Origin of the sequence: Kitasatospora sp. NPDC058965 (genome assembly GCF_042741245.1) — a bacterium.
Taxonomy (GTDB): domain Bacteria; phylum Actinomycetota; class Actinomycetes; order Streptomycetales; family Streptomycetaceae; genus Kitasatospora.
The window spans coordinates 1-12,346 of sequence record NZ_JBHYKG010000262.1 but is presented as its reverse complement, the minus strand read 5'-3'; the positions used below and the strand labels follow the sequence as shown (position 1 = coordinate 12,346).

The window sequence follows — 12,346 nt, the reverse complement described above, 5'->3', positions numbered from 1 at the left end:
GCGCCAGCGCCTCCTCCAACGAGGTGGTCCAGTGCGCCAGTTCGTGCCGCTCGGCGAGCTCCTTCAACTTGTGGGCGCTGCGGCCGACCAGGATCGGCTCGGGCCACAGCACCTCCCCGTCGCCCAGGGCGAGACCGCCCTGCGCACGGATGGCCAGGATCGAGCGGACCAGGTGCTGGCGGTAGCCCATCCGGCCGGTGACACCGTTCATCACGATGCCGATCACTCTGCGGGACATGGGGAGACTCCTCGGGGTGCGGGGTGGGGTGCGGTGAGGCGGTAAGCGCTTACCAGATCGGGTTTCGAAAAGCCCTGCCGAGGTGGCACGACGCCCTCGGCAGGGCGGTCCTCAGGTCTTGAGGTCTGCAGGCGCAACGAGCTGACGATCCGTCAGGCCGTGCGGTCGATCGTTTCCGGCAGCACCGGGTGGGCGAACGGCCGCCCGGTCGTGTACCGGTCCAGCTCGTCCGCGGCGGCAGCGGCCATCCGGTGCAGCTCGTTGCCGAGCGAGCCGGCCACGTGCGGGGTGAGCAGGACGTTCGGCAGCTCGTACAGCGGCGAGTCGGCGGGCAGCACCTCGGGAGTGGTGACGTCGAGCACGGCGTTGAGCCGGCCGGTGACCAGTTCCTCGACCAGCGCGTCCTGGTCGATCAGCGACCCGCGGGAGGTGTTCACCAGGGTCGCGCCGTCCGGCATCAGCGCCAGCATCCGGCGGCTCACCAGGTGCCGGGTGGCCGGCAGTTCGGGCGCGTGCACGCTCAGCACGTCACTGAGCATGCACAGTTCGCCGAGCGGGACGGCGCGGACACCGAGCGCGCGGGCCTCGCCCTCGGTGACGTACGGGTCGTGGAGCAGGAGTTCGAGGTCGTACGGCCGCAGCAGCTCGATCACCCGGCGGCCGATCCGCGAGGCGCCGACGATGCCGACGGTCCGGCGGAAGTTGCCCATGTCCGGATGGGCCTCCTGCCAGTCCTGCCGGGCCCGGAGCCGCCGGTACTCGGAACTGATCCGCAGCACCTGCTTGTTGGCGAACAGGATGGCGGCCACGGTGTACTCGGCGACCGGCAGGGCATTGGCCCAGGCGGCGGAGGTGACGTGGATGCCCCGCGTCCAGCAGGCCTCGGTGATGTGGTGCTTGACCGATCCGGCGGCGTGCAGCACGGCGCGCAGTTCGGGCGCGGCGTCCAGCACCGCCTGGTCGATCGGCGGGCACCCCCAGCTGCTGACGATGACCTCGGCCTCCGCGAGGGCGGCGCGGGCCGCCGGGGTGGTGAAGTCGTCCACCACCAGCGCCGGGTCCAGGTCGGCGAGTTCGGTCAGCCGGGTCCGGGTGCGCGGGTCGATCAGCTGGGGCGCCAGCTCGGGGTGCATCGCCAGCAGCGCGCGCGGTCGGCGCCGGGCGGCGGTGGTCGCGGCGGTGGCCTCGACCGCCGCGGCGGGCGGATGGGACACGGGAGTCTCCGAAGGGTTCGGGAGGGTGGCTGGGGAGTCGGTCACTTGACGCTGCCGGCGGTGAGGCCGGCCTTCCAGTGACGCTGCAGCGCGACGAAGGCGACCACCAGCGGGAGCACGGCGAGCAGCGAGCCGGTGACGACCAGCGGGTAGTAGGTGGGCTCGCTCCTGGTCAGGGTGTTCCAGGAGTAGAGCCCGAGGCTGACCGGGAAGAGCTTGCTGTCCGAGAGCATCACCAGCGGCAGGAAGAAGTTGTTCCAGATCGCGGTGAACTGGAACAGGAAGACCGTGACGAAGCCGGGCATCACCATCCGCAGCCCGATGGACCAGAAGGTGCGCAGCTCGCCCGCGCCGTCCATCCGGGCGGCCTCCAGCACCTCACCGGGCACGTACCCGGCGCAGAAGACCCGGGCCAGGTAGACGCCGAACGGGTTGACCAGGCTGGGGACGAAGACGGCCCAGAAGGTGTTGACCGCGCCGACCTTCGAGGCCAGCAGGTACATCGGCAGCGCGAGCGCGGTGGTCGGGACCAGCACGCCGAGCAGCACCAGGCCGAACAACTGCTCCTTGCCGCGGAAGGTGTAGACCTCGAAGGCGTAGCCGGCGCAGACGCAGACGAACGCGCAGAGCAGGGCACCGATCCCCGCGTACAGCAGTGAGTTGAGGTACCAGTGGAAGTAGATCCCGCCGTCGGTGGTGGCCAGGTCGTGCAGGTTCTGCCCGAGGTGGAAGTTGGCCGCCGTCAAGGAGTTGCCGCCGAGCAGGTCGGGGGTGTTCTTGGCGGAGGCGGTGAGCAGCCAGCCGAGCGGCAGCAGGGTGTAGAGCGTGAAGAGCAGCAGGGCGCCGTTGACGGCGCTCCTGGAGAGCGACCAGGGGCGGCCGGGTCGGGTCCGAGCGGTCATCAGGAGGCCTCCGCCCGACGGTCGGCGCGGCCACGGGTGGCCCGGGTGACGACGAAGGAGAGCGCGGCGGCGACCAGGGCGAGCAGCACCGAGGAGGCGGCGGCGAGACCGTAGTCGTTGCGGCTGAACGCGGCGGTGTAGGCGTACATGTTCGGGGTCCAGGTGCTGACCACGGCGGGGGCGCTGCCGTTGAGGATCATCGGTTCGGTGAAGAGCTGGAGCGAGCCGATCACGGTGAACATGCCGACCATGGTGATCGAGGCCCGGATCAGCGGGAGCTTGATGCTGAGCGCGGTGCGCAGCGGTCCGGCGCCGTCCACCACGGCGGCCTCCAGCACCTCGCGCGGGATGGCCTGCAGCGCGGCGTAGAAGATCACCATGTTGTAGCCGGTCCACTCCCAGACCGCCATGTTGACCACGGCGGGCACCGGGTGGCCGAGCAGGTCCAGGTGGGCGCCGGCCGAGTCCAGCGTGCCGAGCACCGGGCTGATGCCGGGGGTGTAGAGGTAGGTCCAGATCAGCGCGGCGATGATGCCGGGCACCGCGTGCGGCAGGAACAGCGCCAGTTGGAAGAAGCGCTTGGCCCGGGAGAGGGCGGAGTCCAGCAGCAGGGCCGCCAGCAGCGACAGGCCGAGCATGACGGGGATGTAGACCACGCAGTACTCGACGATGGTCAGGAACCCGGCCCGGTAGGCCGCGTCGCCGAGCGCCCGGGTGTAGTTGCCGAGGCCGGTGAAGACCGTCCGGGCGTCGCCGAAGCCCAGCCCGGAGCGCTGCTCGGTGAACAGGCTCAGGTAGACGGCGTAGCCGATCGGCACCAGCATCACGGCGGTGAAGAGCAGGAAGAACGGGGCGATGAGCACCGCGGGGGCCCCGTTCCCCCCGCGCCGCCCGACGGTGGCGGCGCGGGGGGACGGCTTGGCGCTCCGCGGCGGAGCCGTGGTGTGGAGCTGGGTCACTGGGCGACCTTGAGCCCGCGGTTCTTCAGCTCGGCGACCGTGGCCTGCTGGGAGCCCTCGACCGCCTGCGGCACGGTGCCACCGCTGCCGAGCTTGCCGAAGCTGTCCTTCATGGAGTTGTTGGTCAGGGTCATCGTCGGACCCCACTGCCAGGCGGGCCTGATCGACTTGGCGGCGTCCACGAAGACCGAGTAGATGTCCTGGCCGCTGTAGAAGTCGGTCTTGAAGGCGGCCTTGGCACTGGCCACCAGGTCCTGGTCGGCGGGGAACATCGAGGAGGTGCCGGAGGCGATCCGGGCCTGGATGCCCTCGGGGGTGGTGGTCGCCCAGGTGGCGAACTCGACCGCGGCCTGGGCCTTCTTGCTGCCCTTGGAGACCGCGAAGGTGGTGCCGCCGAGCATGCCGCTGGCGGGCTTGCCGTCCCAGCTGGGGATCGGGGCGACCGCCCACTTCCCGGCCGCGTCCGGCGTGGAGGCCAGGGTGGACTGCAGCACGCCGCCGCCCCACGCGGCGCCCAGGTAGGCGGCGGTCTCGCCCTTCTGCAGCGAGGCGGTCCACTGCTGGCTGAACGACGGCTGCACCCGGACCAGGTCGTTGCTGATCAGCTGCTGCCAGTAGTCGGTGACCTGGCTGGTCTGCGGGCCGGTCATGGTGACGTTCCAGGTGTCCCCGACACCGGTGAACCAGTGCGCGTCGTTCTGCCAGGCCAGCGCCTCCAGGGTGGAGGGGTCGTCCGGGAAGAAGGTGCCGATCCGGGTGTTCGGGTCGGACTGCTTGAGCTTGGCCGCGTCGGCCTTGTACTCGTCCCAGGTGGTGGGCGCGGTGGTGATGCCGGCCTTGGCGAACAGGTCCTTGCGGTAGAACAGCGCCTGCGGGGCGGCGTCCAGCGGCAGGCCCCAGGTCTTGTTGGCCAGCGTGGTCAGCTCGACGGCCTGCGGCAGGTACTTGGCCTTGAGGGCGTCCGGGACCAGCTTGGTGATGTCCTGCACCGCGCCCTGGCTGACGAAGTCGGGCAGCGCGCCGTACTCGACGTTGAACACGTCGGGGGCGTTGCCGGCCTTCGTGGCGTCGGAGATCTTCGCGTAGCCGCCGGCCACGCCGGAGGGGATCTGCTGGAAGTCGACGTGGACGTCCTTGTGCGAGGCGTTGAAGGCGTTCACCACGTCCTGGGTGCCCTTGGCCCAGCCCCAGAAGGTGATGGTGACCGGGCCGGAGCTCGCGCCGGTGGTGCTGGAGCCGCTGCTGCCGCAGGCCGCTACGAGGGAGAGGGACAGCACGCCGACGGTGGCGGCGGCGACCAGGCGCGCTCTGCGCGGGCGGCTGGCGGTGGGGGAGATCGACATGGCTCGGCTCCTGGGGCGGGGCGGCGGTGTGCCGTTGACGGCCGACCGTCGGGTGATGCCGGTCGGCGGAATGCGGCTATCCTGCGACCACCTTCGATCAGAGTCAAGAGGATCGGATCAGTTGATCCGATGTGATCCGATCGTAATTCTCGCGGATCACCGATCTCCGGACGTCCGATGGTGCAATAGCGGACATAGCGACCAGGTCGGCGCCGTTTGGTCCAGTCCATCTGATCATTCGCTCTGCTTGCCTTGACGAATGATCGGCCGCTTTCTAGATTCGGTCAGCCCGTCCCGAGCAAGGAGCCGCGCCATGCCCTCGATCGCCCTGCCGCCCGAAGACCGGGAGCTCAGCCCGTACACCGGGTGGACCAGAGCGCACTGGGAAGCCGTCGCCGACGGCCTGCTGGAGTCCGTGGCGCGCTTCGCCGGTCCGGAGCACGCCCTGATCCCGCTGCCCGGCGATCGGCCGAGCGTCTCCGGGCGCCGTTCCGACGCCCTGGAGGGGTACGCACGGACCTTCCTGCTCGCGGCCTTCCGGGTCGCCGGGGCCGGCGGCGCCGACCCGAACGGGGTCCTGCGCCGCTACGCCCGGGGACTGGCGGCGGGCACCCGGACCCCGACCGCGGAGAGCGGGCTCGCCGACGGCGACCCGGTCTCCTGGCCGCGGATCGACCAGTGCCGCCAGGCCCTGGTGGAGGCCGCCTCGATCGCCCTCGGCCTGCGGCTGACCCGCCGCTGGCTCTGGGACACGCTCGACGGGGCGACCCGCGAGCAGGTCCGCCGCTGGCTGGCAGCGGGTCTGACGCCGTCTCCGGTGGACAACAACTGGTGGCTCTTCCCCGCCATGGTCGGCGGCTTCCTGGTCGAGGCCGGGCTGGACCGGGACGGCGCCGGACGACGCGCCGTCGAGCGCGGGCTGGACCGGATCGAGCAGTGGTACCTCGGCGGCGGCTGGTACACCGACGGCCGCCCGCGCGCCTTCGACCACTACAACGGCTGGGCCTTCCACCTCTACCCCGTCCTGCACGCGCTGCTGGCGGAGGACCACGCGCTGCTCGACCGGTACGGACCCCGGCTCGCCGAGCACCTGGCGGGCCACGCCCGCACCTTCGGCGCCGACGGCGCCCCCGTCCACCAGGGCCGCTCGCTCACCTACCGGTTCGCGGCCGCCGCGCCGCTGTGGGCGGGCGCGCTCGGCGGCCACACCCCGCTGTCGCCCGGCACCACCCGGCGGCTGGCCTCCGGCGCGCTGCGATACTTCGTCGACGGCGGCGCGCTCGACGCCGACGGCCTGCTGCCGCTCGGCTGGTTCGGCCGCTTCCCGGCCATGGTCCAGGAGTACTCCGGTCCGGCCTCGCCGTACTGGGCGAGCAAGGGGTTCCTGGGCCTGCTGCTGCCCGCCGACCACTCCGTGTGGACGGCGGTCGAGGAGCCGGGCCCGGTCGAGACGGCGGACGCGGTGCTCCCGCTGCCGCAGCCGGGCTGGCTGCTCCAGACCACCGCGGCCGACGGCCTGGCCCGGCTGCACAACCACGGCAGCGACGACCAGCCGGCCGACCAGGTGCTCCCCGACGACCCGCTGTACGCCCGCCTCGCCTACTCCACCGCGACCGGGCCGGCCTTCGACGGCGACCCGGACAACCACTTCGGCCTGGTCCTGGACGGTGCGACGAGCGAGCGCGGCCGGATCCGCCCGCTCGGCGCCGGCGACGGCTGGGCCGCCTCCGCGCACCGGCCGCGGGCCGGCGGCCGGGAGCTGCCCGGCGTCACCGTCACCGCGCTGGTCCTGGCCCACGGCCCCGACGAGGTCCGGGCGCACCTGGTCAGCGGCGCGGCGCCCGGCACCGCGGTGCGGCAGAGCGGCTGGGCCGTGGCCGGCGCCGCGGTGCGGCACGGGGCCGCCGGGTCGCGGGCCTGGGCGAGTGCCACCGACCCGGCCCGCGGGCCGCTGACCTCGGTGCTGGGCAACCTGCACGGCTTCGCCGGCGCGAGCTGCTCGCCGGCGCCCGGCGGCACGGCCTTCGGCCCGGCGGCCGCGGTGCCGGTGCTCACCGGCCGCACCCGCGGCGAGCACACCCTGTTCGTCGGTGCGGCGAGGCTCGACCGGTCCGCGCCCGGCCCCCGGCAGGAGCCGCACGTCCGGGTCGAGGGGGACCGGATCCGGGTGCGCTGGCCGGACGGCACCGGGCACGAGGCCGTCCTGCTGCCCGGTGCGGTCAGCGTCGGCACCGCCCCCGCGGAGGACTGACCGTCATGCCGCTGGCGTTCTCCACCCTCGGCCTGCCCGGCCGCCCGCTGGCCGAGGTGCTCCGGCTGGCCACCACCCACGGCTGGCAGGGCCTGGAACTGCGCTGCGCGCCCGGCGAGCCGGTGCACCCCGCACTGAGCAGCGCCGATCGCGCCGCGGCGGTGCGGGCGTTCCGCGCGGCCGGGGTCACGCCGCTGGCCCTGGCGGGGTACGTCGGTGTCGCCGCGCCGGGCGGCGACACCGAGCCGGTCGCCGAGCTGCGCGCGCAGCTGCGGCTGGCCGCCGACCTCGGGGCGCGCCACCTGCGGGTCTTCCCGCGCGGTGGGGACGGGCCGGCGGCCGAGGCCGACCGGCGCGCCGCGGGCCGGCTCGCGGCGGCGGCCGAGACCGCGCGGGAGCTGGGCGTGCGGATCCTGCTGGAGACCCACGACTCGCACCGCGGCGGGCGGGACGTGGCCCGGGTGCTGCGGCTGGTCGACCACCCGGCGGTGGGCGGGCTGTGGGACGTGCTGCACACCTGGCTGGCGGGCGAGTCGGCCGAGCAGTCGGGTGCGGCCCTGGCGCCGTACCTCGGCTACGTCCAGGTCAAGGACGTCGCCGGGCCGCACGACCTCGCTCCGCTGCCGCTCGGCGCCGGAGTGCTGCCGCTGGCCGCCTGCGTGGGCGGGCTGCCCGCCGACTGCTGGGTGTCCTGGGAGTACGAGGCCCCCTGGTTCCCGCAGGCCGCCCCGCTGGACGGCCTGCTCGGACCGGGGGCGGACCTGCTGGCACGGCTGCGGACCTGACGGGCCGACCGCCGCCCGGGTGGGCCGACCGGTGGCCCCGGCGCCGGCCCCGCCCGTGCGCCGGGCCGCACGCCGGTCACCCCGCCCGGGCACCGCCGCAGGTGGTCCGGACCTTCAGCTCGGGCAGCAGCTGCAGGTGGTGGACCGGCAGCGCGGGACCGCCCGCGATGCGGCGCAGCATCAGCTCCAGCGCCGCGGCGCCCACCGCACGCTTGGGCGGGGAGACGGCGGTCAGCGCGGGCGAGGCCAGCGCCGCGAACACGTCGTCGTACGAGATCAGCGCCAGGTCGTCCGGCGTGCGCAGCCCGCGCGAGCGCAGCAGCGGCGTGAGCTGGATCGCCTCCTGGTCGTTGTGGACCAGGAAGGCCCGGACGCCGTCGGCCACGGCCTCGGTGATCCGGGTGGCCAGCAGGTCCGTCTCGACCCCCGGCCGGTTGATGTCGATCACCGGGTACGGCCCGAGCCCGAGCAGCGCGACACCGTCCCGGTACCCCGCCCGCACCCGGCCGGCCGTCCACGAGTCCAGCCGGGCGGCCAGGGCCACCGACTCGTGCCCGAGGGCGCGCAGGTGCCGCAGGGCCAGCAGGACGCCCTGCCCGTGGTCCGAGCCGACCGAGTCCAGCCTGGCCGCCGTGCTGTCCGCGGGCGCGTGGCGCTCGACCAGGACGGCCGGCACCGGCAGGTCGCGCAGCCAGGCGGTGTCCACCGGGCCGGTCCCCGGGCGCCAGTTGGGGGTCAGCAGCAGGCCGTCGAGTCCGGCGTCGAGCAGTTGCTCGACCTGGGCGCGGTCGTCGGAGGACTCGTAGGTGGAGATGCCGAGGACCAGGCGGGCCCCGGCCCCGGCGGCCGCGGCACGCGCCCCGTCGATGATCTCGTCGAAGTAGGAGCCGATGCTGGGCACCAGCATGCCGATGGTCCGGTCGTGGCCGGCCCGGTCCGGTGCGGCGGTGTCGCGGGGGAGCGAGACGGCGCCGTGCGACCGCCGCAGCAGGCCGGCACCGGCGAGGGCCGCCACGTCGCGGCGCACGGTGACCGGCGCGGTGCCGATCCGGGCGGCCAGGTCGACCACCCGGATGGTGCCCCGCTCCCGGACGACCGCCAGGATCCGGTCCCGCCGCTCCTCCGCGGTGATGGTCATGTCCCTCTTCTCCCGGTCGGCGCTCCGAGGTCGATCACGCACTGGCAGACCGATCGGATATCACTTGCTCATATTCGGATCGAGTACACAGTAGGCGACTGACCTGCTCCACCGAAAGGTCCGGCGGGCGGCACGGTCGCGTGCTGCCCGCCGGACCCGTGCCGGAGGTGCGCAGGCTCCTGCGCGGGGTCAGGAGGTGACGACCTCCAGCCGCGGCGGGTTGGTGGTGTTCAGCCGGGTGTTCAGCACGGCGGCCAGTCCGACGGCGCCGATCGGCTCGAAGACCGCGAGGGCGGCGGTGCCGTCGCCGCCCGCGCCGGGCTGGGCGGCCGCGACCGCGGCGGTGACGTCGAGGGCGACCCAGTCGTAGCCGGCGGAGACCGCGCCGGTGCCGAGCGCCGTGGTGCGGCCCGGTGCGGAGTTCCAGGTCGTGCCGGGTTCGGTCCAGGCGTCCGAGGAGAGGCCGAAGGCCTGCAGCGTGGTCCGGGTCCCGCCGGAGTCCTGCACGTTGCCGTAGACCCACAGCACCGCCCGGGAGACCGTGCCGGTCAACCCGGAGACGTCGAAGGCCAGCAGCGACTCGCGGTTGTAGCCGTTGTTGGCGACGTTGGTGTTCTTCACCACCATGGTCGTCGCGTTCCCGTAGGTGGTGTTGCCGTAGGAGCCGTCCCGGACGTAGGTGGTCGCGGTCGCCGCGAGCGAGGTGGCGGTGGCCGGGGCGGGTGCGGTGCCCGCGGCGGTGAGCGTGGCGGTCCGGCTCGCGCCCTGCGTACCACCGGTCTCGGCCAGCAGGCTGACCGCGCCGGAGGTGGAGAGCACGGTGATGCCGGCGGTCGACCCGACGGCGGCGTAGCCGGTGCGCGCGACGGTGACCTGCACGGTGGTGGCGGTCCGGGTCGGGTCGCTGACCGCCACCGTCATGGTGCCGCCCTGTTCGCGCACCAGGACCGAGCACGGGCCGGAGGCGGTCAGCGGGCCGGCCGAGCCGGCGGCGAAGAAGTTGGCCATGGTCAGGCCGAGCGAGGGGCAGCTGATCGCCTGCACCGTGGCGGTGTTGGCGAGGACCGTGACGTTCGGGCCGGCGGCGCGGGCGGCGGCCTGCGCCGCCGTCGCGCCCGGCATCAGCTGGTAGCTGTAGTCGGCGCCGCTCGGGTCGGTGCCGTGGTCGAACCACATCGTCAGGTAGTTGCGGGTCAGCTGGGTGGTGGCCGAGCCGGTGTTGACGCTCGACCAGGCACCGGTCCGGGCCTCGCGCTCGACGCTGACGGTCGCGCCGCCGGGGAAGACCCAGGCGCCCATGCCGCCGATGGCCATGTACTGGCTGTCGGCGAAGGTCCGGCTCCAGCCGAGGGTGGTCGGTTGCACGGTGCCGTCGACGGTGAGGACCTGGCTGTTGTTGGGCCCGAGGTTGCGGTTGTCGACGGTGGTCTGGACGTCCACCCCGTCGGTACAGGTGATGCCGGCGCCCAGGCAGTGGACGGAGTCGTCGAGCAGGAACCAGGACTTCTTGCCGACCAGGGTGGACTGCAGTCCGCGCACGTCCTGGCCGACCACCGAGAAGGTGCCGTCGGTCGCCCCACCGGCCCAGGGGGTGTCGGGGTGCGAGGCACCCCAGGCCCCGCCGGCGGCGTCGGCCAGCGCCAGGGTGGAGACGGTGGTGCCGGGCAGCTTGTAGGGGTCGACCGTGGGCCAGAAGGCGTCGGCGTACTGGCCGTCGCCGTAGGTGTCGCCGTACCAGTAGAGCATGCCGCTGTTCTGGTGCCAGCCGTGCAGGTTCTCGCCGTTGCCGGTCTCGTAGAAGGTGGTGCGGGAGGAGCAGATGCTCAGCTGCGCCGCCCAGTTGGTCCGGCGGTGGACGGCCCGGTCCATGCCGAAGACTTTGCTGCCGACCGGCTCGGCGGTGGCGGTGACCGTGGCGTCGTTCAGCAGCGCCTGGGCGCGGGCCAGTTCGGCGACGCTCAGGGTGGTGTTGTTCAGCAGCGGCTCGTAGTACTGCCGTTGCAGCCAGCCCTTGACCATCGACTTCCAGGCGGCGGCCTGCGCCGGGGAGACGGCGCCGGACGTGGCCAGGCGCAGGATGTCGGAGACGACGCCGTGGCCCCGGTTGTTGTCGTCCTGCTGGAACTGGGTCGGGTTGTTGGTGGCCCCGATGCCGCGGCTGACGGCCCGGCCGCTGACACCGTCCATGACCAGCCCGTTGTAGACGAACGGCGCGAACGCCGTGTCCACCGCCGCGTAGAAGTTCTGCACGGCGGGATCGGTGATCGCCCAGGCGGTGCCGGCGGTCAGCGTGAGCAGCTTGCTCAGGTCGCCGAGCAGCACGTCGCCGTAGGTTCCGGCGTACGGGATGTAGGTGTGCTGGATGAAGCTGCCGTCGGCGTAGAACCCGTCACCGCCCAGTACGTACGGGAAGACGGGGGAGAGCGCCGTCTGTGCGGTGGTCAGGGACGCCGCGTTCCTGCCGAGCACGCCGCGCAGCATCAGCACCCGGCACAGGTCGACCCGGTTCGCCCCGGTGCTGGTGCCGCTGTACGTGGCGACCGCGGTGGCGGGGACGAAGTGGTCGATCGCCGCGCAGTAGGCGGTGATCCGGTCGGAGCTCAGCTGGGGGTACATCAGCAGCGCCGTGTCGAGCAGGCGCTGCGGGGCGCCGATCTGCCAGTCCCACCAGTTGTTGTACGTCGTGGTGGTGGGAGCGTAGGCATGGGCGCACAGCCAGTCGAGCCCCGTGGTGATCGCCGAGGCCAGGGCGGTGCTGCCGGTGAGACCGGTGCCCGGCTGGACGTAGGCCAGCGCCATCGTCTGCAGCCGGCCGAAGCCGCTGGTGACGTTGGCGGAGACGGTCCCGATCGGCAGGTCCGGCCAGAGCGAGCCGGTGGTCGGGGCCATCGAGCCCTGGTACGAGCCCGCCTGGGAGCCGAGCTGCGCCAGCACGGTCGCGTACGGGGCCGCGGTCGGGTCGTAGCCGCTCCCGGTGAGCAGCTGGACCCAGGTGCCGCGCATCGAGTCGTAGCCGTCCGCCCAGGCCGGGGTCGGGCGGAGCAGTTGGGCGGCGCCGACCACCGCGGCGGCGGCACCGCCGAGCTGGAGCAGGCGCCGCCGGCTCACGGCGGGGGTGGTGCGGCTGGCGGGATGGGCAGCGTCCACTGGGTCTCCTCCTGATGGTCCCCCCGGTCCGATGGGAGAGGACCGTACGGGCCGCCGTTCCGGAGGGTCAACGCGCTCGGTACGCATGAATGGCCACATGTTTCGCCGCCGCCCGCGCCGGGGCGCGCACCGGACCCGGGGCCGCCGTTCCGCTGGTGGGAGAGCACGCCCCGCCGCCGGCCGGCCCGCGGATTCATGGGGGATTCATCTGCCGGAACGGGTGTTGACCGGACAACGCCGCTGGCGAATCCTGTCGTCGGGCGGGGGGGCCGGCCCCCCCCACGGACCGGGGGGCACCCCTGTCCCACGCGGCGCACCACCCCACCCGCGCCCCCGCCCCGGCCGCCGGCGGGCCGGAGTTGCCCCGCG

8 protein-coding genes and 1 pseudogene are annotated in these 12,346 nt (G+C 73.5%); 2 read left to right on the top strand and 7 right to left on the bottom strand.

Going from position 1 to position 12,346, the window contains the following annotated elements; translation table 11 throughout:
* From ACFW1A_RS31085 to ACFW1A_RS31065, 5 genes and pseudogenes are all read right to left on the bottom strand, one after another.
* A pseudogene (locus ACFW1A_RS31085) lies at nt 1-238 on the bottom strand (gfo/Idh/MocA family oxidoreductase); the annotation flags it as partial.
* A gap of 152 nt (nt 239-390) precedes the next feature.
* A complete protein-coding gene (locus ACFW1A_RS31080; RefSeq protein WP_380414675.1) occupies nt 391-1,371 on the bottom strand; it encodes a hydroxyacid dehydrogenase in 981 nt (326 codons plus the stop codon).
* A gap of 122 nt (nt 1,372-1,493) precedes the next feature.
* On the bottom strand, nt 1,494-2,354 hold the full coding sequence (locus tag ACFW1A_RS31075) for a carbohydrate ABC transporter permease (RefSeq protein ID WP_380414673.1): 861 nt from the start codon (nt 2,352-2,354) through the stop codon (nt 1,494-1,496).
* On the bottom strand, nt 2,354-3,313 hold the full coding sequence (locus ACFW1A_RS31070) for a carbohydrate ABC transporter permease (RefSeq protein ID WP_380414671.1): 960 nt from the start codon (nt 3,311-3,313) through the stop codon (nt 2,354-2,356). Before ACFW1A_RS31070 ends, ACFW1A_RS31075 begins: the two co-directional genes overlap by 1 nt.
* A complete protein-coding gene (locus ACFW1A_RS31065; protein ID WP_380414668.1) occupies nt 3,310-4,656 on the bottom strand; it encodes an ABC transporter substrate-binding protein in 1,347 nt (448 codons plus the stop codon). The genes ACFW1A_RS31070 and ACFW1A_RS31065 overlap by 4 nt, the downstream gene beginning before the upstream one ends.
* A gap of 313 nt (nt 4,657-4,969) precedes the next feature.
* On the opposite strand from ACFW1A_RS31065, the gene ACFW1A_RS31060 reads away from it, so the two are divergent.
* Together ACFW1A_RS31060 and ACFW1A_RS31055 are read left to right on the top strand one after the other, a co-directional pair.
* A complete protein-coding gene (locus ACFW1A_RS31060) occupies nt 4,970-6,907 on the top strand; it encodes a DUF2264 domain-containing protein (RefSeq protein WP_380414665.1) in 1,938 nt (645 codons plus the stop codon).
* Nucleotides 6,908-6,912: 5 nt separating this feature from the next.
* Complete coding sequence (locus tag ACFW1A_RS31055; RefSeq protein WP_380414663.1) at nt 6,913-7,692, top strand: sugar phosphate isomerase/epimerase family protein; 780 nt, start codon at nt 6,913-6,915, stop codon at nt 7,690-7,692.
* A 76-nt stretch (nt 7,693-7,768) separates the two neighbouring features.
* On the opposite strand, the gene ACFW1A_RS31050 is transcribed toward ACFW1A_RS31055, so the two are convergent.
* Both ACFW1A_RS31050 and ACFW1A_RS31045 read right to left on the bottom strand, forming a co-directional pair.
* Entirely contained in the window at nt 7,769-8,830 is a 1,062-nt protein-coding gene (locus ACFW1A_RS31050; RefSeq protein ID WP_380414661.1) for a substrate-binding domain-containing protein, read from the bottom strand.
* 189 nt (nt 8,831-9,019) lie between these two features.
* Nucleotides 9,020-11,977 carry a polysaccharide lyase family 8 super-sandwich domain-containing protein gene (locus ACFW1A_RS31045; RefSeq protein WP_380414659.1) on the bottom strand — a complete coding sequence of 986 codons (2,958 nt, stop codon included), beginning with the start codon at nt 11,975-11,977 and terminating at the stop codon, nt 9,020-9,022.
* Nucleotides 11,978-12,346 lie beyond the last annotated feature (369 nt).

Bases quoted from the DNA above. Each gene is read 5' to 3' on its own strand.
- ACFW1A_RS31050 (WP_380414661.1), bottom strand. From the start codon at position 8,830: ATGACCATCACCGCGGAGGAGCGGCGGGACCGGATCCTGGCGGTCGTC.
- ACFW1A_RS31080 (WP_380414675.1), bottom strand. From the start codon at position 1,371: ATGCACCCCGAGCTGGCGCCCCAGCTGATCGACCCGCGCACCCGGACC.
- ACFW1A_RS31055 (WP_380414663.1), top strand. From the start codon at position 6,913: ATGCCGCTGGCGTTCTCCACCCTCGGCCTGCCCGGCCGCCCGCTGGCC.
- ACFW1A_RS31060 (WP_380414665.1), top strand. From the start codon at position 4,970: ATGCCCTCGATCGCCCTGCCGCCCGAAGACCGGGAGCTCAGCCCGTAC.
- ACFW1A_RS31075 (WP_380414673.1), bottom strand. From the start codon at position 2,354: ATGACCGCTCGGACCCGACCCGGCCGCCCCTGGTCGCTCTCCAGGAGC.
- ACFW1A_RS31065 (WP_380414668.1), bottom strand. From the start codon at position 4,656: ATGTCGATCTCCCCCACCGCCAGCCGCCCGCGCAGAGCGCGCCTGGTC.